Raw genomic sequence first — 22,205 nt, forward strand, 5'->3', positions numbered from 1 at the left:
CACAGGGGGACGTGAATACGTGGACTATTCCTTGATAGGTAAAAAAATCAAAGAACTCCGGAAGATTGTCGGTTTGACTCAAGGGGAGCTGGCAGATGACATTTGTACGCAGGCCCTGATCAGCCGCATTGAAAAAGGGGATATATACCCCAGTGCCACAGCTCTTTATCAAATTTCAAAAAAACTTGGGGTGGATGTAAACTACTTCTTTGAAATCGGTACGACTCCCCGGCTTGATTACATTCAGGAAGTGGAGCGTCAATTACGGAAGCTGCGCATCCGGCTTAAATATGAAGAGATGATAGAGATGGTGAAAGCAGAGGAAAAGAACCCGATATTCTTCAAAGACGATCAAAATCTGCAGCTCCTCCTGTGGCACAAGGGGATTTACATGTTCGAGATTGAAAAAAAGAGGGAGGAGGCTATCGCTACTTTTTATATAGCTTTCCATCTGACTTATTACAGTAAAAAAGCGTTGTCCGAGAGGGAAATGGAAATTCTCTTGAGTATCGGCGCCCTTGAGTTTATAGGGGAGAATTATGAAACAGCATTAGACATTTACAATGAAGTCAGGCAAGGATTGAGAATGTTTACCAAACTGAACGATAAGTCGATTAAAACACGGATGTTATATAATATCGCAAGAGTCCTGACTCGATTAGGGAAACGACAGGAATCCATCAAACGCTGTGAAGAAGCAATCAAGTGGTGTCTTGAAGAAGAAAATCTATACGGTTTGGGTCAATTGCACTATCATATCGGTTATAATTATGAGTTAGAAGGATGTTCTGAAAAGGCTTTGGACTACGTAGAAAAGTCCATCCATCTTTTTGACATACTGAGGGATGATAAATACCTGTCTTATTTGATAAAGAAAAAAGAGGAAATCCTATCCAAACAGGAATGAGCAGCCCTTATAGAAAGGATTAGTTAAATGAATACGACTACCTACTCATTATCAGAGCGATACGAAGTGGCGTTCAATCAAATTCATGACGCTTTAAAAAAGCAGGTCAAATCCCGATCAGATAAATTCACAAGCCTTGTACACGCTGGACGGCATCACCGAGTTATCAGTACGTATCAGGATGAACTCTTTCAATATGCCAAACTGCGAAATGCACTTGTCCATGAAAAGACGGAGTTAGGCTATTACATAGCGGAACCTCATACAGAAGTAGTCGAGAGAATCGAGAAGATCGCACGGGTTCTTACCAGTCCCAATTATGCCTTGACGATTGCAACGAAAGACATCATCTTTTTTCAGATGGAAGAAAGTATCGAAGACGTCATCAATGGCATTAGAACGTATAATTATTCTCAGTACCCTGTTTATCATGACGGTTTCTGCGTGGGTCTATTAACTGCAAAAGGTATTGTAAAGTGGCTTGCAGAACGGATGATGGGGAGTATTGTGGATTTATCACATGTGAAAATTAAAGATGTTTTTCAAAATGAGAAAGAATATCCATTAGCTTTTGCATCAAAATCATCTACCATTTTCGATGTGGAAGAATTATTTGAGTTCTATCATCAAAAGAAACTTGATCTTGAAGCCATCATCATTACGGAAAATGGCCGGAAAGATGAGGTGCCGCTTGGTATCGTTACTGCTTGGGATTTGATTGAAATTGATTATACTGCAGACTAGCTGCGAGCCTTCATGAAAAAATCATGAAGGCTTTTCTCATTTAATCCACTTGAAAGTTACATACAGAGAGGCGGGCTTTCATACTAATGGTTGTATAGGGTTCAGACAGGGGTGAAAGGATGAGGAGACGCAAAAACTCAGTTCCTCTTTTACTTATTGGCGTCACCGGGGGTATTCTCCTTTTTCTTTTCGTAAGCGTACTTGGAAGTGGAGGAGGGGAATCCCCGGAGCAAGTCATTCAGGAATTTTATGAATATGAGCAGAAAGGCGACTTCGGCAATTCGTGGGAGTTGTTCCATTCTGAGATGAAGAAGAAATTCGGGAAATCTTCCTATATTCAAACAAAAAATCATGTGTTCCTCGGTCACATGGGTGTTGACACCTTCGAGGTGGAGATGGGGAAAATGGAGGAAGTCAAGAACTTTGAGTTCAGTAAGGATGGCCCGACCTTCAAGGACGTGAGGTCAGCCGAGGTGGATTTGCTGTTTGAAAGCCAGTTCGGTGAGATGACGATCAGTCAGATTTGCTATGTTGCCCAGGAAAAAGGGGAATGGAAAATTTTATGGGGCTATGATTTTTAAATTACAGGTTTTAGAAGAAAAAGTCGGGGTATTTAGAAACTAATTAACCATTTTAAAAAGGAGGGCTAGGCTGTGTCCCTTTTATACGTAAAGGCTCGAGAAATGATGGAATTCGACGCGAAAGTCCAGCAGTCTCAGAACACGAATATCCGCCTGTTCCGTAAACCAAAGTCTGCACCTGTTCAGAAAAACAGATAAAGACCACTCATCATCCATTCCGGCAGTCTAATTTAGTTAGGCTGTTTTTTTATTTTATTAAAGGTGATTTCTATAATTAAATAGAAGTTTAGTATAGCTGAAGGGAGTTGATGAGAATGTATGAAGATAAGGATATCCGAGTTGTCATCGGAGCAGGGGAATATTCCAATAACCCGGCTTGGATGCAGACACAGGAAAAAGATCTTAACCTGTTGAATCAAGGGGACTGGGCTGACTTGTTTTCTCAAAACAGCATCAAGGCCATCTTGGCTGAGCATGTATGGGAGCACTTGACCTATAAAGAAGGCGTAAAGGCTGCCAGGAACTGTTATACCTATTTAAAATCAGGCGGATACGTTCGCTGTGCAGTACCGGATGGGAATTTTCCTGACGAAGAATATCAGCAAATGGTGCAGGTTGGGGGACCGGGTTCACTCGATCACCCCGCTGCCAGTCATAAAATTGTACATACTTATCAAACCCTTGCGAAAATGTTTGAAGAGGCTGGATTTGAGGTTCGCCTTCTTGAATATTGTAATGATGCCGGGGAGTTTGTTTTCAATGAATGGGATGAAAAAGATGGCTGCATCTATCGTTCCAAGCGTTTTGATCATCGAAATTCAAATGGGGGGTTAGGGTTTGTATCTCTCATTGTGGATGCAATTAAGTCATAAAAAATCAGGCCCCGTTATTGGCAGCCCTGATTTTTTATGTTTATTCCAAATCCTCACCAATGATCCGCACTTCACGTTCAAGCTCCACATCAAACTTCTCTTTCACCGTTTTCTGCACATGCTCGATCAATGAAATATAATCCTTTGCCGTCGCATTCTCTTTGTTGACGATGAACCCGGCATGCTTAGTGGAAACCTCGGCACCGCCAAAATTCGTTCCCTGCAGCTCGCTGTCCTGAATCAGTTTGCCGGCAAAGTAACCAGGAGGGCGTTTGAAGACACTTCCGCATGATGGGAATTCAAGCGGCTGCTTGGATTCTCTTTTATACGTCAGGTCGTCCATTACTGCTTTGATATCCTCGTATTCACCCGGCTTCAAACTGAAGGTTGCCTCAAGGACGATATCGCCATTTTCCGAGATGTTGCTGTGGCGGTAATCGAGTTCAAGATCTGCAGCCGTCCGTTTAACAAGCTCGCCGTGACGGTCAACCACATAGCAGTAGTCCAGCACGTCTTTGATTTCACCGCCGTAAGCCCCTGCGTTCATAAACAGGGCGCCGCCGACTGTTCCGGGAATGCCGCAGGCGAATTCAAGTCCGGAGAGGCGTTCTGCCAATGCCCGCCTTGATACATCGATGATCGCTGCACCGCTTTGCGCCACAATCTGCTGGTCGTTTGACTTGATATCATCAAAGTTCTTCAGATGAAGAACGATTCCGCGGATCCCGCCGTCTTTTACAATCAAATTTGACCCGTTTCCAAGCAGTGTAAACGGTACGTCCACCTTATTGGAAAGTTTGACGATGTTCTGCACTTCCTCATAGGTGGTCGGTGTCAGGAAGAAATCCGCTTTCCCGCCGAGCTTGGTATAAAGGTGGTCCCTAAGCATTTCATCACGCTTGATATTCTCTGTATGCATCACATTCAGTAATTCTTTATAAACCGTTTCTTTATTGTACATTCATGATCAGTCCCATAAAATATTTTTCTCTGATTATAAGTTCTACCCTCCCATTATATGATGAAAACCCATGAAAGTTAAATGGTTTCCGTTGACAGTTAAAAAAACCACCGAAGGCAGGAAGTCCATTTAAAGTCCGTCAGAAAAATAGTAAGCCTCATTGATGATGTGTCTAAAAGAAGTATTGCCATCAAAGAATCTCGATTTCAGCCCTTCATCGGCTCCCGGATCCTTCCCGTTTCGGGTGATGGCAATCCCGCTTATCGATTGGAAGGCTGCTCCGTGGCTGAAATAGATCACATCCCGGTCTGCTATGATTATAGAGTAAACTCCGCTGGATTCTTTCAATCGATTCATCTTTTCAACTGCCCTGTCAGATAAAAAGGGCTTTAGTTTTTCCTGGTCATATGTATGGGTGGAGAATTCATCTCCAACGCTGATCTGCCCATTATCCACTGCCTTAAACAAGGCATCGGAAACAGTCGTATAGTCAGCCTTATGGAATATGAAGGTTGTTTCTTGATTTAGTCCGATTAAAAACAGGAAGGGAGTAATAAAACAAAACGCCGTGGTCTTCAGCAGTTTTTTCCCAATCCCTTTCTTTCCCACACTCAAAATGAAAAGCCATAAGAGGGATACTCCAAGAATGCCGAGAGCTGGGAGCATGAGCAAAAACATTAAAAAGAAGTCCCCGACAACCAGTTTTGCATACAACAGAAGGAAGATTCCGCTCATGTAAAGAAGAAGGGGCACTTTGATTCTTTTCCAGTCGTTCTTTCCGTTAAGTAAAAACGAGATATATCCAAGGAGCAGTGTTGTGAACAAGATCAATACGACAATCATGTTTCTACCTCTCTCATATAATGTAGTGTTTTTCCCAGTTTAACAGTTTCAAATGTAAAAAGAACCCCCATGCAGGAGGTTCTAAGACTTTACTTTATGAAATTAAATGTCTGTGCAATCGATGAAATGAAGTTTGTCAAAAAGTTTCCTTTAGACTCCTTCTTTTCCTGTCCGGGATTCGTTGCATCACTTTGTTTGAACTTGATTGAATACTTGGCGAATCCGCTGTCTTCTGTGCTGATGTACTCGTATGTTCTTGAATCATGGATGTATTTCTGAGCTTCAGGGGAAGTCTCGAATACGACATTCACATCCCCCTTGATCGCAGCAAAATTCCAGTTGCCGTCTGCTTCAGGGTTGATCGTTCCTTTTTCCATGATGTATTCGATGATGACATTGCGGTTTTCATCCGGCGATTGGATGATGATGTTCGATCCATCGATGCCAGGGAAATGTCCGCCGCCGCTTGCACGATAGTTATTCGTTGCGACGATGAACTTTTGATCCGGGTCGATCGCCTGGCCATTATATTTGAGATTTTTGATTCTGTGGGAATCCTCATTGATCAGTTTGCCGTCTGTTCCGTAACGAACAGGTTTTGTTACATCGATTTCATACGTGACACCGTCAATCACGTCAAAGTTATAGGAACGGAAATTCCCATTCACAAGTGACTGCTCTTCAGAGGTTGCTGTATCGATCTGATTGAATTGCCCGGCAGACATCTCCAGCCACTCTTTCACTTGTGCACCATCAATTAATACTGCCTGAAGAGTATTAGGGTACAAATACAGGTCAGCAACGTTTTTGATGGCAAGTTCGCCTGCAGGGATGTCTGTGTAGTAGGAAGCGTCCCCGCGTGTTCCTGCTTTGAACGGTGCGCCTGCGGATAATACCGGAAGCCCTTCATATTCAGTGCCTATGATGTATTTCTCCACATACCATTTTTGTGCGTTCGTCACGATCTGAATGGAAGGATCATCTTTTACCTGTGCGAAATAGCTGTTGATCGGAGCCGTTGTTTCGCCGACTGCACTTCTGACCCAGTCTACTGTGTGGTTATGGTCTTCCTCGATAGCTCCAAAAACCTCTTCATCGCGCTGAACTAATGGATTGCCGTCCTTATCCGCGATAGCACGGGTGGAAGATTGGGAATCAACAACTGACCATTCTCCGTCTTTCAGTTCGATTTCCAAGTCGACGAGACCCAGGTGGCTTCCCCAATAACCAGGCATAACGGAAGCTACGCCATTGATTGTTCCTTTTTCTACGTCAACGCCTTCGATGCCGGCATATGAGTCAGAAGGGAAGACCCCATGGGAATGGCCGAACAGGATGGCGTCAATGCCTTCCACTTTTGACAGGGAATAAGTAGCGTTCTCTTCGATGCCTTCATCTGTTACATTTCCGATTCCGGAGTGAGGAATGGCGACAATGATGTCGGCACCTTTTTCTTTCATCGCAGGGACGAATTTATTTGCTGACTCCACGATATCTTTTGCAATCACTTTTCCTTCAAGGTTCGCTTTATCCCATTGCATGATCTGAGGAGGGGTGAATCCGATGACACCGACTTTCAGGGTATGTTTTTCCCCGTCTTCATCGATTACTTCACGGTCAAGAATTTCATAAGGTGTAAAATAATTCTCATCGTCACTTGGATCGCCGTTTCCATCATCTTTATAAACATTGGCGTTTACATATGGAAAATTAGAGCCTTTTAAAGATGTTTGAAGAAAATCCAGTCCATAGTTGAACTCGTGATTTCCAATGTTCGCTGCATCATAATCAAGCAGATTCATTGCTTTAAATACCGGGTGAGTCTCCCCATCTTGCAGCGGATCGACTTTTGCCACGTAATCCCCCAGTGGATTTCCCTGAATCAGGTCACCGTTATCGAATAACAGGCTGTTATTTACTTCTTCACGCGCGTTTTTTATAAGAGTGGCTGTTTTAACAAGCCCATAGCTGTTTGTTTCTTTATCTTGATAATAATCATAGTTGGCAAGGTTTACGTGTATGTCCGTTGTTTCCAAAATACGAAGCTTCACCACGTCCTGATCCATGACATCAGCGTACGTAATGGAAGGAGCGGCTTGAGGGATGAGAAGTCCTAGTGCTAAAGCGGTACCAACGACTTTTTTCTTATTATTCTTCAACAGTATCTCCCCTAAAATATGTATTTTATTGCAAACAATTACATAGTAGCACTTAATTGTAATAATAGAATGGTTGAAAAGTAGTGTTTTTTTGAATAGTGTAATAGTTTGTAAAGAAGAATAATGTGCTAAATTGGGGACTACCTTTTCATGGGAAAATAAGATAGGATTGAACGTATAAAATTATCCGTTATAGCATCTTTTTATCTATTAAATTGTACATCCACATCATACATTAATAGGAAGAGAGAGGAGGAAACGTTATGGGACGCTTATACATAGCACTAATCGGGCTGAGCCTGATCTGGGGAATGTCCTTTGTCTTCATAAAATGGCTGGTCGAGCCTGCAGGCGTATGGGGCACGACTTTTCTTCGCTGCATCGCAGGGGCACTCGTGCTGCTGCCGATCTTTTTCTTGCAAAGACGGAAAGGGGAGAAGAAACCTCTTCCGATATGGAAGCTCCTCGTAGTAGGAATCGGGAACGCGGCCCTACCCTGGACGCTTATCGCTTTGAGTGAAACACAGATTAATAGTAATACAGCGTCGATTTTGAATGCGACTACCCCGATCTGGACCGGCCTTATCGGCTTTCTGCTGTTTTCAGTCGTCCTGACCAGCTTTCAATGGATTGGGATCCTGGTTGGTTTCTTTGGCATATTGGTATTGATGAATTTTGAAGTGAGCGGAATCTTCAGTTCTGATTTTGTCGGAGTAGGGACGATGATCCTTGCGACCGTGAGCTATGCGTTTTCTTCTCATTTCACGAAAAAATATCTGGCCGGTACGAGCGTCGTTACCATTTCGACTTTTCAGTTGTTGATTGGGGCAGCCATCGGTTTTGGTGGGATGCTGGCGACCCAGCCGATTGAAGTCGGAAGCCTGTTAACAGGTGAAGCTTTGCTTGGCATCATCGGACTTGGTTGTTTCGGATCGGGAATTGCCACACTGCTTTATTTTTACATCATGACGAATGGAAGTCCGGAGTTCGCTTCGACGGTTACATACTTGATACCGGGGACTGCGATGATCTGGGGATTTGTGCTGCTTGGGGAACCGGTTACGCATAATTTAGTACTTGGTCTTTTAATCATTTTTGCAGGAGTGTTTTTGTCTTCCAGAAAGTCTAAAAAGACGCTCGCTTCTCTTACCGTCGGCGCGCGTTGAGAATTTAAACAAACGTTTGATTAAGATTTGGGAGCCCAGTGCTGACGGGGTTTCCAGTACTTAAACAAACGTTTGTTTTATTTTTTGAGAAGTGGTTTTTTGGCGAAAGTGATGCATTCGAAAGAACTTTCATATAAAATGAAAAAGATACATAGGGTAGAGTAGACGAGTTATCGGCGGGCGCTTATGCAGTGCCGGCTGCCGATCGACATAAAACTAAAGAATAAGAGGGATAAATATGATGAAAACGGCAATTGTCACGGATAGTACAGCCTACATCCCTAAAGAATTGCGCGAGTCATTAAACATACACATGATCCCGCTGAGCGTCATCCTGGGCGGCGAAACATACCGTGAAGAAATCGATATCACAGCAAACGAATTCTACGAAGAGGTTGTGAGTCAGGACAAGCTGCCGACAACATCCCAGCCCCCGGTTGGTGAATTCGTGGAGCTCTTTGAAAAATTGTCCCGTGACTATGACGCGGTGATTTCGATTCATTTATCGAGTGGCATCAGCGGAACCTACCAGGGAGCGGTGCAGGCCGGAGAGATGGTGGATGGAATCAAGGTCTATCCTTATGATTCAGAAATCAGCTGTATGATACAGGGATTCTATGCCCTCGAGGGTGCCAAGCTTGCCCGTGAAGGAAAGGGTGCTGAAGAAATAGTTCGGTTGCTGGATGAAATGAAAGGGTCGGTTCAGGCTTATTTCATGGTTGACGATTTAGCTCATTTGCAGCGCGGAGGTCGCTTATCACAGGCTCAGGCGATCATTGGAAGCTTATTGCAGGTCAAGCCTTTGCTGCATTTTGTAGACAGGGTGATCGTGCCGTTTGAGAAGATACGTACCCGTAAGAAGGCGTTGAAGCGGGTGGAAGGCTTGTTGGAGGATGCTGTTAAGGACGGAGGTTCTTATCAAGCATCCATTATCCATGCAAATCGCGAGTTGGAAGCGATGGAGTGGATGAAGGAGCTTTCTGCGAAGTATCCGAATGTGGAGTTTGATGTTAGTTATTTTGGTCCGGTGATCGGTACTCATTTGGGTGAAGGCTCGATGGGGATGGGCTGGGCTAGGAAGATTAGTGGATAGTAGGGTGTGGTCAGGTGCCGGTGGATGGTGCCTGGCTTTTTTGATTTAATGGGAGGTGTATTAGACGCTGTTCCTGGCACAAACGGGGCTGATTGTGCCAGGAACAATTCGGGGAGTTTGTGTCAGGAACAAATAAACCAAATTGTGCCAGGCACAAATCAGGCAATCTGTGCCTGGCACAAGTCTTTTTTTTACTGTAAAAAGAAGGAAAATGAAGGAGTTTGTCGAATGTAGTACTAGGTTAATAAAAACCTAGAAAGGATGATTCAATGGGAAGAAAACCACGAGTGTGGGATCCGGGTGCAATTTATCATATTACAGCCAGAGGAAATAGGAAAAACAATATTTTCAGGGACAGCAAGGATTACCACCACTATCTATCACTACTTTTAAGAGCAAAGCTTCGCACACCCTTCATCTTACACTCCTTTTGTCTTATGCCTAACCATATCCACTTAGTAATCGAAACCATCAACCATTCCCCCGCAGAGATCATTCATTATATCCATTCCATATATGCAAGATATTTCAACAGAAAGTACAACTATGTTGGTCATGTTTTTCAGGATCGCTATTATTCTAAGGAAATAAAAAATATGAAGCAGCTTTTAGATACGAGCAGTTATGTTCATTTGAACCCTGTAAAATCACACAATTCTACCTTGCCTGAGGAATACCGCTGGAGTAATTATAAGAGCTACATCACCATGTATAATGACAAAATTACCGATAAGGAAAAGCTTTACGAGGCATTAGGGGAAAATCCTCAACAAAAATATCAATTCTATGTAGAATCAAAATTGAAAATTAAAGATTGGCAAAAACCGACTTAGAAATTTTTGTGTTTGTTGGTGCCAGGCACAATTATAGGTTTTTGTTCCTGGCACAAAACGTCTAATTTGTGCCAGGAACAAATAGGGCCTTCTGTGCCTGGCACAACTCTCAGAGGCACCACTCCCAAGCACCACCCCAATAAATGACCTCGCCAAGCAATCAAATCTACCAACCAAACCAAGGAGGAATCCCAATGAGATTCACACTAACAGCCAACCACCTAACCCCAGAACAACTACTATCCAACCAACCAGCAACTCTCCAAAAAATATCCCAAATCACCATCCCACCCTCAGCACCACCCAACCCATCATTCAACTACTCACCCCAACTCCAACACTACCTCTCAGGCCGCTCCCTCCTCCCAAACGAACTGCCTTTCCCCATCGAAACACTCCACCAACACCACATAAACGGCTACACCACCTACAGCAAAGGAGTCGACAAAAACCACTGCACCCGTTGCGGCAACTCTAAAAAACATTTATTTGCCACATTCCAGTGCTACCGCTGCAAAGAACCCTGCAAGTATTGCAGAAATTGCATCATGATGGGCAGGGTATCCGAGTGCACGCCGCTCATCACCTGGACAGGACCACCGCCAACCAATCACGACCAACTTATTTTCGACTGGCAGGGCACTCTCTCCCCAGCCCAGCAGGAAGCTTCCGATAGAGTGGTAGGCGCCGTCAAAACCAATGACAATCTACTAGTCTGGGCCGTCTGCGGAGCCGGGAAAACAGAAGTTCTTTTTGAAGGAATCCATGAGGCTCTCACTCAAAACAAACGGGTCTGCATCGCCGCACCCAGGACAGACGTCATCCTTGAACTTTCCCCAAGACTTCAAAAAGTCTTTCCGAAAACATCCATCACCACGCTTTACGGAGGATCCGAAGACCGCCACGAATACGGTCAGCTTGTCCTTTCAACCACACATCAGCTATATAGATACCAGCATGCATTCGATTTCATCATCATCGACGAAGTGGATGCCTTCCCATTTTCCTACGACACATCCCTGCAATATGCGGTAGAGAAAGCACGCAAACCTGAGTCGGCGATCGTCTATTTAACAGCGACCCCCGACGCACAAACCCAGAAAAAGTGTACATCAGGAAAGCAAAACCACATCCGCATCCCGGCCCGTTATCATCGGAACCCGATTCCTATACCGCGATTAGCCTGGGGCGGAAACTGGGATAAAGCGTTTGAGAAACGCAGAATCCCTTCACCGGTAAAGAAGTGGACCCTCCAAAGACTCGAACAAAACAAACAGGCGCTCATCTTTTTCCCGTCTGTACAAGTCATGGAAAAGGCCCTGCCGCTATTCCAGGAACTCAATCCTTCCATTGAATCTGTCCATGCTGAAGATCCCGACAGAAAAGAAAAAGTTCAAAAAATGAGAAGCAAGGAAATCCCGATCCTGCTCACTACAACCATTTTAGAAAGAGGGGTCACCATCCCGAATATCGATGTAGCGGTGCTGGGGGCTGAAGATCAGATTTTCACTGAAAGTGCACTAATCCAGATTGCAGGTAGAGTGGGGAGGAGCGCCGATTATCCGAAAGGGGACGCCGTCTATTTTCACAATGGCCGGACAAGAGCGATGATCTATGCAATTTTGCAGATTTTTATGATGAATAAGGAAGCAGCGAAGCGAGGGTTGATTGATGAATAATGTATGCCTGTATTGCGACAGTCCAATCAGCGAAATCATCTCATGGAGAGGTTTATTTCACAGTGAACCCCAGTATCTTTGTGGTGATTGTAAAAGCGGCCTGCAGCCCATAACGGGTGAACGGTGCACGCAATGTTCCCGGTCAATAGATAAACTTCCCGATGACCTTATAAAAGGGGAGGTTTGTCTGGACTGTTATCGGTGGGAGAAAGATCCCAAGTGGAAGGGTATCCTGGAAAATAATACTTCACTCTTCGAATACAATGACTTCCTAAGAGAATACCTTGCCCGCTACAAATACCGAGGAGATCACATTTTAGCAAAAGAATTCGGGCTTCAAATCTCAAACTGCCTTAAAAGTTTTCATTATGACCTCATATCCACCATTCCTCTTAGTCAGGAAAGACACTATGAAAGAGGCTTTAACCAATCGACCGCCCTTTTAGAAGCTGCAGGTATCGATTCGTCAAACATACTATCAAGAATCCATTCTGAAAAACAGTCGAAAAAATCACGTCAGCAAAGGTTGCAGCAAAAACAAATTTTCACTTTGCCGGACGCAAACCTCAATGGACAATCCATTCTACTCTTCGATGACATCTATACAACCGGTACGACCCTAAGACAAGCAGCTAAATTGTTAAAAGAAGCCGGGGCACGGCAAGTCTCTTCTTTAACTCTCGCCAGGGGTTAAAAATTTGCAGGTTTCCTCCGATATAAAGGATAACAATGAGTACCGCCAGGAGGAAGATCAAGATGTCAGAAGTTATGAACTGCCCGCGCTGTAATACGCTTTTTATGAAAAATAAATTCCGCGATGTATGTGATAAATGTTTTAAAGAAGATGAGAAGATGTATGAAACGGTGTACCAATTTTTAAAGAAAAGAGATAATCGTGCCGCAACGATGGAAACGGTCATTAATCAAACCGGTGTAGAGGAAGAACTTCTTTATAAATGGGTGAAGAAAGGGCGGATTCAAACAAAATTGTTCCCGAACCTGGGTTATCCTTGTGATAAATGCGGGAAGATTATTACTGCCGGCAAGCTATGTCAGGGATGCTCGGATGAATTGAAAAAGGACTTACAGCATTACGAGGCGAATAATGAATGGAAAGAAAAGATGAAAGAGCAGCGTACGTATTACACGATGCGTGACAAGTGAACCAGAACAGAATTAGGAAGAACTAACCAGTGGAGATTACTAAACAATGAAGCGTTCTATCCGATATACTTATATAGAGACACTTTGAACGTGATGAAAGCGAGGGAAACAATATGAAAATCAATAATATTGGGAACCAGAATATCAATCCGTATCAGCGCAGCCTGAATAAATTGGATTCAGCAGCGAAATCCGGGAAAACACCTTCTGATAAAATCGAGATTTCCTCCACCGCAAAGGAGATGCAGGAAACTTCTAAGCTCGTGAAGGAACGTCAGGCAAAAGTAGAAGCACTGAAGGATCAGGTACAGAGCGGGAATTACACAATCGATCCGAAAGCCATTGCCAAAGGATTAAAAAATTTCTATCAAAGCTAGGAGAGAACAAGCATGTCAGCGACTACCCTGATTGCAACGCTTGAAAAACTGTATAAGCTGAATAAAAGTTTGTTCGACCTTTCTGTAAAAAAGACCGATGTAATCAAAGGCGGCGATATGGAAGGGCTCGATCATCTGTTGAAAGACGAGCAGAAGCATATTGCTGCCATCAACATGGTCGAAAACGATCGCCAGCGGGAATCAGCCGAGTATTTGAGAACCATGGACCTGCTGACGGAAGAACCGCCTACTCTTTCACAATGCATCGAGTACAGTCCGCCCGGGGATCAAGCGGTGCTTCGGGACTGGCAAATCAAATTGACAGAGCTGGTTTCTCTGTTGAAAGAACGGAATGAACTGAATCAGAAGCTGGTATATCAATCTCTTCAGTTTGTGAATATGAATCTATCCGCGATGCAGCCGCAGGACCGGCAATCGACATACTCACGTCCGAACGGTGAAAAAAAAGCACCGGCACAGCGATCAATCTTTGATTCGCAAGCTTAATTTTTGAAACGGAGGCACCACCCATGCGATCTACTTTCCACGGCCTTGAAACCGCAAAGCGCGGCATGTACACACAGCAAGGCGCCCTTTATACAACAGGTCACAATATTTCAAACGCGAACACACCCGGCTACAGCCGTCAGCGTGTGAATTTTGAACAGACAACTCCATATCCAGCTCCTTCAATGAACCGTCCGGATATCCCCGGTCAAATGGGGACCGGTGTAGAGGCAGGGTCCATTCAGCGTGTCCGCGATTCATTTCTAGATGTTCAATACCGTGGTGAAAATAACAAGCTTGGCTATTGGGAGTCGAAAATGGAAGCGATGAAGAAGATGGAGGAAGTCATGAACGAACCATCCGAGTCCGGCTTGTCCAAAACCATGGACATGTTCTGGCAGTCGCTCCAGGATCTTGCGGTCAATCCGACCAATGCTGGTGCCCGCTCCGTTGTCCGTGAACGCGGAATTGCAGTGGCGAATACATTTAATTACTTGTCCACATCACTGACAGCTGTACGCGGTGATTTGAAAAATGAACTATCCGTAACTGAAAAACAAATCAATTCACTCACAAGCCAAATTGATAAAATCAACAAGCAAATCGCCGATGTCGAGCCTCATGGCTACCTGCCGAATGATCTGTATGATGAGCGTGACCGCTTAATCGATGAACTATCTTCCCACGTTTCCATTCAAACAAGCTATCAATCAAGCGGCGGAGCAGCCTCCCCTATTGCGGAAGGCCAAGTGACAGTCAACCTGGTCGGCAAGGACGGTAATTTTGCACTGAATCTCGTTGGGAAAAGCGGAGCGAACGAACTGAAGCTCTCTATGAAAGGGCCGCAGAATACGGTCAATTCCGTTACAATCGGCAGCCAGACGTTCGATGTGAACGACTTCTTATCACAGGGCGAAGGGAAATTGAGAGCCCTCATCGATACATACGGCTACTCGGACAAGAACGGTGAAGCAAAAGGCTCTTACATTACGATGCTGAACGAACTCGACAATATGGCATATGAATTCGCGAAAGCCTTTAACGAACAGCATCAAAAAGGTGTCTCTCCTGCAAAAATGGAAGACCCGTCCATCGAAACACCGAAGTTCTTCCAGGATGCTGCGAATGCTTCTGCTGACTTGGAAAACATTGATAAAGCAGGGTTTGCCCAGCGTATGCAAATTGCAGGTGAACTGGAAAACCTGGACATGATTGCTACCTCAAGTGCAGACAACCCTACACTTGGTAACGCAGCCAATGTTAGAGAACTTGCAGATATCATTACAACGACTGAGCTTCCATACGGAAAAAAACCGGCAACCTTCAGAGCGCACTTTGAATCGGTCATCGGTGCGATGGCAGTTGAATCTCAGGAAACCGTCAGACTTTCCCAGAATTCCGGGGTCCTGCGATCAGCGGTTGAAGAACGCCGCATGTCCGTAAGCGGAGTCTCACTAGATGAAGAAATGACCAACATGATCAAATTCCAGCACGCCTACAACGCCTCTGCCCGGATGATCACACTACAGGACGAAATGCTCGACAAAATCATCAACGGCATGGGAACCGTGGGAAGATAGGAAGGTGAAACCTAAATGCGCGTAACACAAAGCATGCTAACCAATAACTCAATGAGGAATTTAAGCTCTTCCTACGGTCGGATGGGTCAGCTTCAAGATCAATTGGCTACTGGTAAAAAAATCACCAAGCCTTCTGATGATCCGGTTGTCGCGATGAAAGGGATGTTCTATCGTTCGAACCTGACGAGCATCGAGCAGTACAAGCGGAATCTTTCTGAACTGTATCTGTGGATGGACAACTCCGAAGCAGGGATTGACCAGGCCAATCAAGGATTGCAGCGCGTTCGTGAACTTACCCTTCAAGGTAAGAATGGAACCTTAAGTGATGAGGATAAAAAAGCAGTCGCAGTTGAAATTGAACAAATTAAGATGGACTTAGTCGGAGTGGCGGAAACCAAGGTGGCAGGACGATATATTTTCCATGGTACCGACGTGGGGAATTCTCCTATAAAAGATGGAAAGCCTGCCGATGGAAGTGCACCAAAGGTTGCTGATAATCTGACTAGTGCAGCCATTGGTACTTATAATGTGGAAGTTTCACAGGGAGTTTCTCTGAAAGCCAACATTAATCCAGGCAATGTATTTAGCCAGAAGCTTTTTGACACCGTCCATAACATTCAAAAAGCATTGGAATCCGGGGATACTTCCGCATTGGATACAGAGTTAGGGAACTTGGATGATGTAATGGAGACCCTATCAGCTGAACGTTCTGAGCTGGGTGCCCGTTACAACCGATTGGAAATGATCGACGACCGCCTTGGACAGCAAGAAGTCGTGGCGAACCGAATCCTTTCAGACAACGAAGATGCGGATATCGAACGAGTGATCACTGATTTGAAGACTCAAGAAAGTGTACACCGTGCGGCACTTGGAGTAGGTGCGAGAATCATCCAGCCAACATTGATGGACTTTTTACGATAAAAAAAGCAAGGGGACCAACCCTTTAAGGTGTTTCGTCACCTTAGGGGCGGGCCCTTTTTTAGTAGAGGTGAAAGGATATGAACTTTCCACAGATACGATTGCAATCCACACCGTCATCCATCGGGATCAAAACGACTCCGGGTAAACTGGAAGTCGAAACACCCCCGCCGTCACTGGACATCCAGCAGCCGAAAGCGAAGATGGAGATCGACTGGAGACCATCGAAGCTGACGATCGACCAAACCGAGGCTCGGGCTGATATGGATTTAAAGTCAGTGCGCAGGCGAATTGAAGACTTTGCAAGACAGGGTCATGAGGATTGGCTGGCCGGACTCGCACGGATGGCGCAGGACGGAGACGAGCTGATGAGGATAGAAAATGGAGGTAATGCCATTGCAGCACAAGCCAAACGAAACAGCGAAAATCCGATGTATGACTTTAATATAGGTTGGATCCCTTCAGCAGGAAGTGTGAAAATTCAATATGACCCCGGCGAGGTGAATGTGAAGTTTGAGCCGCAAAAAGTCATCAACAATACACAGGTTGTGAAGCCGCACATTAATGTGTCGAAAGCTCAGGTGGATATCAGCCTTCAAAAATATGCCGATTTACAGATTGATTTTGTGAATTTAAAACACGTCGGAATTAACTACGAACAGGAAATCTAAAAAGTAAGGAATGAGAGCATGAACATAAACACGAAATACCACGGAGAGATTGACGTCAAAGAAGACGATGTATTGAATTTTGAGCAGGGGATCCCGGGGTTTGCCGATGAGAAAAAATTCGTCCTGCTCCCTCTGCCGGAGAATGATTGGTTTCATATCTTGCAGTCTGTTTCCACACCTCAGCTTGGATTTGTGGTGACGGATCCGTTTTTATTTACGGAAGAGTTTGACTTCGAACTGGATCAAGGCAGCGTTGAATCATTAGGATTCACTTCCGAAAAAGATGTCAAGGTATTGACCATACTTACAATGAAGGAAACCCTAAATGAATCAACCGCCAATCTGCAAGCTCCCATCGTTATTAATCTGTCAAACAAAAAAGCAAAACAAGTGATCCTGAATGATACAAACTATCAAACGAAACATCTAATCTTTGCTCAGCCAGAGCAAGCTGGTAAGGAGTGAGACGATGCTTGTATTAACGAGAAAAACCGGAGAAGCCATTCAAATCGGGGAAGATATTGAAATCAGTGTGGTATCTGTAAAAGGAGATCAGGTGAAGCTTGGCATCAATGCGCCGAAGAACGTTGAGATTCATCGAAAAGAAATCTACCTGACTATTCAAGAAGAAAACAACGAAGCATCCAAAGGAATCGACAACCTCTTCAACATTTTGCCAAAAAAACAATAATTTTTTCTATCAAACTATTAAACCCTGGTAAAAACGGCCGATATTAACTATGTAAGCAAGGAAGAAAGAGGCGGCCGACCTTTCTGTTCTTTGTAAACCAAATAATGAACAGTTCACAAGGATGTGGACTTACTTTCAAGGAGGAAATTATTGTTATGAGAATTAATCATAATATTGCTGCGTTGAATACTTATCGTCAGTTAAATAGTGCTTCAACTGCACAATCTAGCTCAATGGAAAAGTTATCTTCTGGTCTTCGTATTAACAAAGCTGGAGATGATGCAGCCGGTCTAGCAATCTCTGAAAAAATGCGTGGACAAATTCGTGGGTTGGATATGGCATCAAAAAATGCTCAAGATGGTATTTCATTGATTGCAACTGCTGAAGGTGCTTTAAACGAAACTCACTCAATTCTTCAACGTATGCGTGAACTTGCAGTCCAGTCTTCAAATGATACGAATACTGATACAGATCGCGGAGAACTTCAAAAAGAAGTTGATGAGTTAGCAAAAGAGATTACTCGTATTTCTAACAATACTGAGTTTAATACCAAAAAATTAATCGATGGTACACGAGATTCTGGTGGTGTAGGAGCTTCATTAACTTTCCAGATCGGAGCTAATACTGGCCAAAACGTGACATTAGATATTACTGCAATGGATGCAGAAACTTTGTTGGTTTCTAATGGGACAGGAACTGCTGCTACAGCAGCTGGTGGTGATGCAGCAACAACCGGAGGAATAGATATCTCTACTCAAACTGCGGCTGACTCTGCTATTGATGTTATTAATACTGCTATTGAGACTGTTTCTGGTGAGCGTTCTAAGTTAGGTGCTTATCAAAACCGCCTGGAACACACAATCAACAACCTAGGTACATCTTCAGAAAACCTAACTGCAGCGGAATCTCGTATCCGTGACGTAGATTATGCTTTAGCTGCATAGCAGCAACAAGCACAGTCGTCCTGACTGGTAACGGTCAGAGATCATAATTGGGTGAATTGCTGGAAACCCCTTAGAGCTTTTCTTGCCACAACGTAGTTGGAAACGACAAGCGTGAAGGTTTGATAAAAGAAAAGATTGGGCAATCAGCAGCCAAGCTCCTGTCTTGAAAAAGTGGAGAAGGTTCAACGACTAGGATAGACCATCTAAGGCGAAAGCTATGGTGATGAAATTCGTAGGTGAAACAATGGTCATCAGCATTGTGAATCCGAAGTGCCCAACCCCTACTGGAAAACAGAGGGTGAAGATATAGTCTGGTCATTTATGAAAGTAAATGTTCGCACGATGGCGAAAGAAATGATGAACCAAACAAAGAACTCTATCCTTTCTCAAGCTGCTCAAGCTATGCTAGCTCAAGCAAACCAGCAGCCTCAAGGAGTTCTACAACTACTTCGTTAATTTTATGGTAAATCCGGTTCTCTTTAAAAAGAGTGCCGGATTTTTCTCATTTAAATTAGGAGAAGTATTCAAAGCATAGTAAGGTAAGTACACTATTGTTTAATCCAGTGAGTTTGCTAAGGTTGTTAAGTTGATGTAAGTTTTTCTGGTTAATTACAACCTGATAAGGCTTTGTCTCAATTCCGTTTCTGATTTTTTCAATATAGCCAACCAGTTCTTTAGTATAAAACTTTCCGGCTTTGTAAGTGATTATGAGTTGCTCAAGAAACAAAAGACGATTGTTAATTTCTGAAGTCGGCGATTGCAATGTCAGATGTGTAGGGAGATAAATAGAGGTTCTTTTTGAGATGATTTCCTGTGAATAAATATCAAAGACAGGGACGATTTTACGACTCATACTTGGATGAATATAGGGCTCGATCAGCTTCAGGAAGTAGAGTATTTGAAACTTATCATAGAGGATTATCCTGTTTTGCTTATCATGTGAAAAGGACAATAGAAATTTTTCTTTTAGAATTTTACAAAGTTGTATGTTTTCGAGAGTTGAAAAACTTTCTGTGGAAAGGATTATTTTCTTCGGGATATTACTTTGTCTTTTTAGGTGTCCGTCATCCTGATACCACCAAGCAAGAGTTCTAGGAGAAAGATGCTCAGATATAAAATCAAACGGGACTATTTTCTTGCCTTCTTTGTACCAAACGTTTCTTAACATGGTAATAGTCTCGTGAGTTTTAGATTGAACATAATAACCTTCAGTATAACCTGCCTGTACTCTTTTGTCTTTTACCTTTTTATACTTAGGAGCATTTAAAGGGAAATACTCTTTTAAGACGGAATAACAATGTTCACACCATTCCTGGTCTTTCTTCGAATGAATAAATTGAAATCGAGGTTTTCTTCCTTCTTGTTTTGTAATACAGCCGTCACCTAATAGCTTCCCGATCATTATATCCATAAATTTGGATTCATCTCCCAAAATATTTCACCCCCCTTTACAGGAACGTATGTTCTTTATTCGATTATACCCATTTTTAACACTATTTGTACATTAGCAACCTCTTTCTTTTAGAAGAAACTAAACTTTCCTCAATGTCTTTCCGATATAACCCATATACCCCTCAAGGAGGATCAACCAATGATTGAAAAAGTGACAGGAAATATACAACCCACACAATCATTTACCAAACTAGAAAACAATCAAAACGAAGCGGTAAAATACATTCAAGGACAGGAACGGCAGCAAGAAGAGAACACCAACAAAGAATCTGTCACAAAAGAAAAAGTGGAAGATGTCGTTCAGGGGATGAATGAGTTTTTGCATGCTTCGAACACTCACCTCAAATTCGAATTTCACGATAAATTACAAGAATACTATGTAACCATTGTAGACGAGCAAACAAAAGAAGTAGTCAGAGAAATTCCGGCAAAAAAGATATTGGATATGTACGCAGCGATGACTGAATTTGTGGGATTGATGGTAGATAAAAAGATTTAAAGGAAGGTGATTCCTGATGGCAGATATGCGAATTGGTGGGCTTGCCAGTGGTATGGACACTGATCAGATCATAATGGATTTAATGAAGGCGGAACGAATCCCCCTTGATAAAATGGAACAGAAAAAGCAGTATCTCGAGTGGCAGCGCGATGATTACCGGGATATGAATAAGATGATGTTTGATTTTAGTAATTTGATTTTTGACGGGGTCATGAAGCATGGTACATATACGCAGAAATCAGTCACAGCTTCTGATTCATCGAAAGTTTCTATTCAGAATATCAACTCTACTACTGATCTCTCTGGAACAATTGAAGTTGGAAGTCTTGCAAAAGCGGCAACTATTGTCAGTGAAGACACAGGAATAGTAGACCCAAAAGCAACACTCAGTACGTCAATGGGTTTGACAGGAACACAAAAAATCTCCATTAAGTCCATATTGAAAGATGGGACGTTGGATGCTACAGGTAAAACGATTGAGTTTGACCCTGCAACGGAAACATTAAATAGTTTGATTTCGAAAATCAATCAGCAAACCGGTGTGTCGGTCTTTTTTGATGAGCAATCCAAAAAGCTTTCCGTCACCGCCAAAAATACGGGTGATGCAGCCGGTAATGATATTGTACTGGAAGATCTGTCAGGTACCTTCTTTGAAACATTAAGGCTTGAGGAGACTCCTGTAAACTCAGCAAATACTTTTACTGGTACAAGACAAGAAGGGGCAAATGCTTCCTTTACCTATAACGGGTTGACTACTACGCGCCCGTCGAATACTTTTCAGATTAACGGATTTGAAATTACGTTGAAAGGTACAACTACAACTCCAATCACATTCAGTTCAAAGCCCGACACCGACAAGATCCTAGAAAAAATCGTCAAATTCGTAGACGAATACAATAAACTGATCGAAAAGGTAAACGGCGAACTTAACGAAAAGAATTACCGTGATTTTAAACCTTTAACAGCCGAGCAAAAAGAAGCGATGGAAGAAAAAGAGATCGAGCTTTGGGAAGAGAAAGCGCGCAGCGGGACACTGAGGAATGACTCGGTTCTGTCCTCTGCCATGAACAAGATGAGAGTGGATCTGTATACTCCTGTATCCGGTGGAACGTCGGGAACCGACCAGTTATCTCAAATCGGCATCAAGACCTCCAGCAACTATTTGGAAAGAGGAAAATTAATCATCGATGAAGCCAAGCTGCGGGAAGCGATTTCGAAGGATCCGAATGCCATTTATGAAATATTTGGAAAAGACGGTGCGACATCCGGTGAACAAGGAATTGCGCGCCGTTTGCGCGAGACCTTGAAAGATACGATGGACAGTGTCGAGAAGAAGGCGGGGAAAGCCTCCAGCACGAATAATACCTTTTCATTGGGCCGCCTGTTGAACAATATGGACAATCAGATCGACCGGTTTGAGGACCGCTTGATTCAAGTCGAAGACCGCTACTGGCGTCAATTCACCGCCATGGAAAAGGCGATTCAGCGATCAAATCAGCAATCCATGTACCTCATGCAGCAATTCGGCGGGGGCATGTAATTTTTTATAAAAGCAGTACAAAAG

Annotated in this window: 25 protein-coding genes; 21 read left to right on the top strand and 4 right to left on the bottom strand. The window is 43.5% G+C overall.

Annotated features, from left to right (window positions below; all coding sequences use genetic code 11):
- The first annotated feature begins 19 nt into the window (after nucleotides 1-19).
- The 4 genes from AAEO50_RS01500 (at nucleotide 20) to AAEO50_RS01515 (ending at nucleotide 3,104) form a co-directional block, all read left to right on the top strand.
- The gene (locus AAEO50_RS01500; protein ID WP_341979658.1) at nucleotides 20-907 is read left to right on the top strand and encodes a helix-turn-helix domain-containing protein; all 888 of its coding nucleotides are present in this window, start codon (nucleotides 20-22) and stop codon (nucleotides 905-907) included.
- 27 nt (nucleotides 908-934) lie between these two features.
- Nucleotides 935-1,651, top strand: a complete 717-nt coding sequence (locus tag AAEO50_RS01505; protein ID WP_341979660.1) for a CBS domain-containing protein — start codon at nucleotides 935-937, stop codon at nucleotides 1,649-1,651.
- Nucleotides 1,652-1,770: 119 nt separating this feature from the next.
- On the top strand, nucleotides 1,771-2,232 hold the full coding sequence (locus AAEO50_RS01510; protein WP_341979662.1) for a hypothetical protein: 462 nt from the start codon (nucleotides 1,771-1,773) through the stop codon (nucleotides 2,230-2,232).
- Between the two features lie 314 nt (nucleotides 2,233-2,546).
- Complete coding sequence (locus AAEO50_RS01515; protein ID WP_341979664.1) at nucleotides 2,547-3,104, top strand: class I SAM-dependent methyltransferase; 558 nt, start codon at nucleotides 2,547-2,549, stop codon at nucleotides 3,102-3,104.
- Between the two features lie 40 nt (nucleotides 3,105-3,144).
- On the opposite strand, the gene murB is transcribed toward AAEO50_RS01515, so the two are convergent.
- From murB to AAEO50_RS01530, 3 genes are all read right to left on the bottom strand, one after another.
- Nucleotides 3,145-4,065, bottom strand: a complete 921-nt coding sequence (murB, locus tag AAEO50_RS01520) for a UDP-N-acetylmuramate dehydrogenase (RefSeq protein ID WP_341979666.1) — start codon at nucleotides 4,063-4,065, stop codon at nucleotides 3,145-3,147.
- Between the two features lie 129 nt (nucleotides 4,066-4,194).
- A complete protein-coding gene (locus AAEO50_RS01525; RefSeq protein WP_341979669.1) occupies nucleotides 4,195-4,908 on the bottom strand; it encodes a hypothetical protein in 714 nt (237 codons plus the stop codon).
- 89 nt (nucleotides 4,909-4,997) lie between these two features.
- Entirely contained in the window at nucleotides 4,998-7,070 is a 2,073-nt protein-coding gene (locus AAEO50_RS01530) for a bifunctional 2',3'-cyclic-nucleotide 2'-phosphodiesterase/3'-nucleotidase (protein WP_425383136.1), read from the bottom strand.
- 260 nt (nucleotides 7,071-7,330) lie between these two features.
- Here AAEO50_RS01530 and AAEO50_RS01535 point away from each other — a divergent pair, with 260 nt between their 5' ends.
- The 15 genes from AAEO50_RS01535 to AAEO50_RS01605 all read left to right on the top strand — a co-directional run bounded on the left by AAEO50_RS01535 (nucleotide 7,331) and on the right by AAEO50_RS01605 (nucleotide 19,146).
- Nucleotides 7,331-8,233: a DMT family transporter gene (locus AAEO50_RS01535; protein ID WP_341979671.1), complete on the top strand. Its 903-nt coding sequence runs from the start codon at nucleotides 7,331-7,333 to the stop codon at nucleotides 8,231-8,233.
- A 241-nt stretch (nucleotides 8,234-8,474) separates the two neighbouring features.
- On the top strand, nucleotides 8,475-9,326 hold the full coding sequence (locus tag AAEO50_RS01540) for a DegV family protein (RefSeq protein ID WP_341979871.1): 852 nt from the start codon (nucleotides 8,475-8,477) through the stop codon (nucleotides 9,324-9,326).
- A 269-nt stretch (nucleotides 9,327-9,595) separates the two neighbouring features.
- Nucleotides 9,596-10,159: a transposase gene (locus AAEO50_RS01545; RefSeq protein WP_341979673.1), complete on the top strand. Its 564-nt coding sequence runs from the start codon at nucleotides 9,596-9,598 to the stop codon at nucleotides 10,157-10,159.
- A gap of 194 nt (nucleotides 10,160-10,353) precedes the next feature.
- Nucleotides 10,354-11,838 (top strand): DEAD/DEAH box helicase, encoded by a 1,485-nt coding sequence (locus tag AAEO50_RS01550; RefSeq protein ID WP_341979675.1) that lies wholly within the window; start codon nucleotides 10,354-10,356, stop codon nucleotides 11,836-11,838.
- Nucleotides 11,831-12,532: a ComF family protein gene (locus AAEO50_RS01555; RefSeq protein WP_341979678.1), complete on the top strand. Its 702-nt coding sequence runs from the start codon at nucleotides 11,831-11,833 to the stop codon at nucleotides 12,530-12,532. The genes AAEO50_RS01550 and AAEO50_RS01555 overlap by 8 nt, the downstream gene beginning before the upstream one ends.
- Nucleotides 12,533-12,594: 62 nt before the next feature.
- The gene (locus tag AAEO50_RS01560) at nucleotides 12,595-13,002 is read left to right on the top strand and encodes a TIGR03826 family flagellar region protein (RefSeq protein ID WP_341979680.1); all 408 of its coding nucleotides are present in this window, start codon (nucleotides 12,595-12,597) and stop codon (nucleotides 13,000-13,002) included.
- 113 nt (nucleotides 13,003-13,115) lie between these two features.
- The gene (gene flgM, locus AAEO50_RS01565; protein WP_341979683.1) at nucleotides 13,116-13,379 is read left to right on the top strand and encodes a flagellar biosynthesis anti-sigma factor FlgM; all 264 of its coding nucleotides are present in this window, start codon (nucleotides 13,116-13,118) and stop codon (nucleotides 13,377-13,379) included.
- 12 nt (nucleotides 13,380-13,391) lie between these two features.
- Nucleotides 13,392-13,886: a flagellar protein FlgN gene (locus AAEO50_RS01570; RefSeq protein ID WP_341979685.1), complete on the top strand. Its 495-nt coding sequence runs from the start codon at nucleotides 13,392-13,394 to the stop codon at nucleotides 13,884-13,886.
- Nucleotides 13,887-13,909: 23 nt separating this feature from the next.
- Nucleotides 13,910-15,466, top strand: a complete 1,557-nt coding sequence (gene flgK, locus AAEO50_RS01575; protein WP_341979687.1) for a flagellar hook-associated protein FlgK — start codon at nucleotides 13,910-13,912, stop codon at nucleotides 15,464-15,466.
- Between the two features lie 15 nt (nucleotides 15,467-15,481).
- Nucleotides 15,482-16,387, top strand: coding sequence for a flagellar hook-associated protein FlgL (flgL, locus tag AAEO50_RS01580; protein WP_341979690.1), 906 nt, complete (start codon nucleotides 15,482-15,484; stop codon nucleotides 16,385-16,387).
- 77 nt (nucleotides 16,388-16,464) lie between these two features.
- Entirely contained in the window at nucleotides 16,465-17,055 is a 591-nt protein-coding gene (locus AAEO50_RS01585; protein WP_341979692.1) for a DUF6470 family protein, read from the top strand.
- A gap of 18 nt (nucleotides 17,056-17,073) precedes the next feature.
- Nucleotides 17,074-17,520, top strand: a complete 447-nt coding sequence (gene fliW, locus AAEO50_RS01590) for a flagellar assembly protein FliW (RefSeq protein ID WP_341979693.1) — start codon at nucleotides 17,074-17,076, stop codon at nucleotides 17,518-17,520.
- 4 nt (nucleotides 17,521-17,524) lie between these two features.
- Entirely contained in the window at nucleotides 17,525-17,746 is a 222-nt protein-coding gene (gene csrA / locus AAEO50_RS01595; RefSeq protein ID WP_341979694.1) for a carbon storage regulator CsrA, read from the top strand.
- 155 nt (nucleotides 17,747-17,901) lie between these two features.
- Nucleotides 17,902-18,690 (top strand): flagellin, encoded by a 789-nt coding sequence (locus tag AAEO50_RS01600; RefSeq protein ID WP_341979873.1) that lies wholly within the window; start codon nucleotides 17,902-17,904, stop codon nucleotides 18,688-18,690.
- 321 nt (nucleotides 18,691-19,011) lie between these two features.
- Complete coding sequence (locus AAEO50_RS01605) at nucleotides 19,012-19,146, top strand: flagellin (protein ID WP_024027835.1); 135 nt, start codon at nucleotides 19,012-19,014, stop codon at nucleotides 19,144-19,146.
- 55 nt (nucleotides 19,147-19,201) lie between these two features.
- Here AAEO50_RS01605 and AAEO50_RS01610 read toward each other — a convergent pair whose 3' ends face one another.
- On the bottom strand, nucleotides 19,202-20,122 hold the full coding sequence (locus tag AAEO50_RS01610) for an endonuclease (protein WP_341979696.1): 921 nt from the start codon (nucleotides 20,120-20,122) through the stop codon (nucleotides 19,202-19,204).
- Nucleotides 20,123-20,281: 159 nt separating this feature from the next.
- Between AAEO50_RS01610 and flaG the strand changes: the two genes are divergently transcribed.
- Together flaG and AAEO50_RS01620 are read left to right on the top strand one after the other, a co-directional pair.
- Nucleotides 20,282-20,641: a flagellar protein FlaG gene (gene flaG, locus AAEO50_RS01615; RefSeq protein ID WP_341979698.1), complete on the top strand. Its 360-nt coding sequence runs from the start codon at nucleotides 20,282-20,284 to the stop codon at nucleotides 20,639-20,641.
- A gap of 16 nt (nucleotides 20,642-20,657) precedes the next feature.
- The gene (locus AAEO50_RS01620) at nucleotides 20,658-22,181 is read left to right on the top strand and encodes a flagellar hook-associated protein 2 (protein WP_341979700.1); all 1,524 of its coding nucleotides are present in this window, start codon (nucleotides 20,658-20,660) and stop codon (nucleotides 22,179-22,181) included.
- Nucleotides 22,182-22,205: the final 24 nt, after the last annotated feature.

The organism is Rossellomorea oryzaecorticis, from assembly GCF_038405515.1.
Taxonomy (GTDB): domain Bacteria; phylum Bacillota; class Bacilli; order Bacillales; family Bacillaceae_B; genus Rossellomorea; species Rossellomorea oryzaecorticis_A.

What these genes read in the sequence shown, in the direction of transcription:
- AAEO50_RS01505 (WP_341979660.1), top strand. Translation starts at nt 935, where the DNA reads ATGAATACGACTACCTACTCATTATCAGAGCGATACGAAGTGGCGTTC.
- AAEO50_RS01510 (WP_341979662.1), top strand. Translation starts at nt 1,771, where the DNA reads ATGAGGAGACGCAAAAACTCAGTTCCTCTTTTACTTATTGGCGTCACC.
- AAEO50_RS01515 (WP_341979664.1), top strand. Translation starts at nt 2,547, where the DNA reads ATGTATGAAGATAAGGATATCCGAGTTGTCATCGGAGCAGGGGAATAT.
- murB (WP_341979666.1), bottom strand. Translation starts at nt 4,065, where the DNA reads ATGTACAATAAAGAAACGGTTTATAAAGAATTACTGAATGTGATGCAT.
- AAEO50_RS01525 (WP_341979669.1), bottom strand. Translation starts at nt 4,908, where the DNA reads ATGATTGTCGTATTGATCTTGTTCACAACACTGCTCCTTGGATATATC.
- AAEO50_RS01535 (WP_341979671.1), top strand. Translation starts at nt 7,331, where the DNA reads ATGGGACGCTTATACATAGCACTAATCGGGCTGAGCCTGATCTGGGGA.
- AAEO50_RS01540 (WP_341979871.1), top strand. Translation starts at nt 8,475, where the DNA reads ATGAAAACGGCAATTGTCACGGATAGTACAGCCTACATCCCTAAAGAA.
- AAEO50_RS01545 (WP_341979673.1), top strand. Translation starts at nt 9,596, where the DNA reads ATGGGAAGAAAACCACGAGTGTGGGATCCGGGTGCAATTTATCATATT.
- AAEO50_RS01550 (WP_341979675.1), top strand. Translation starts at nt 10,354, where the DNA reads ATGAGATTCACACTAACAGCCAACCACCTAACCCCAGAACAACTACTA.
- AAEO50_RS01555 (WP_341979678.1), top strand. Translation starts at nt 11,831, where the DNA reads ATGAATAATGTATGCCTGTATTGCGACAGTCCAATCAGCGAAATCATC.
- AAEO50_RS01560 (WP_341979680.1), top strand. Translation starts at nt 12,595, where the DNA reads ATGTCAGAAGTTATGAACTGCCCGCGCTGTAATACGCTTTTTATGAAA.
- flgM (WP_341979683.1), top strand. Translation starts at nt 13,116, where the DNA reads ATGAAAATCAATAATATTGGGAACCAGAATATCAATCCGTATCAGCGC.
- AAEO50_RS01570 (WP_341979685.1), top strand. Translation starts at nt 13,392, where the DNA reads ATGTCAGCGACTACCCTGATTGCAACGCTTGAAAAACTGTATAAGCTG.
- flgK (WP_341979687.1), top strand. Translation starts at nt 13,910, where the DNA reads ATGCGATCTACTTTCCACGGCCTTGAAACCGCAAAGCGCGGCATGTAC.
- flgL (WP_341979690.1), top strand. Translation starts at nt 15,482, where the DNA reads ATGCGCGTAACACAAAGCATGCTAACCAATAACTCAATGAGGAATTTA.
- AAEO50_RS01585 (WP_341979692.1), top strand. Translation starts at nt 16,465, where the DNA reads ATGAACTTTCCACAGATACGATTGCAATCCACACCGTCATCCATCGGG.
- fliW (WP_341979693.1), top strand. Translation starts at nt 17,074, where the DNA reads ATGAACATAAACACGAAATACCACGGAGAGATTGACGTCAAAGAAGAC.
- csrA (WP_341979694.1), top strand. Translation starts at nt 17,525, where the DNA reads ATGCTTGTATTAACGAGAAAAACCGGAGAAGCCATTCAAATCGGGGAA.
- AAEO50_RS01600 (WP_341979873.1), top strand. Translation starts at nt 17,902, where the DNA reads ATGAGAATTAATCATAATATTGCTGCGTTGAATACTTATCGTCAGTTA.
- AAEO50_RS01605 (WP_024027835.1), top strand. Translation starts at nt 19,012, where the DNA reads ATGAAAGTAAATGTTCGCACGATGGCGAAAGAAATGATGAACCAAACA.
- flaG (WP_341979698.1), top strand. Translation starts at nt 20,282, where the DNA reads ATGATTGAAAAAGTGACAGGAAATATACAACCCACACAATCATTTACC.
- AAEO50_RS01620 (WP_341979700.1), top strand. Translation starts at nt 20,658, where the DNA reads ATGGCAGATATGCGAATTGGTGGGCTTGCCAGTGGTATGGACACTGAT.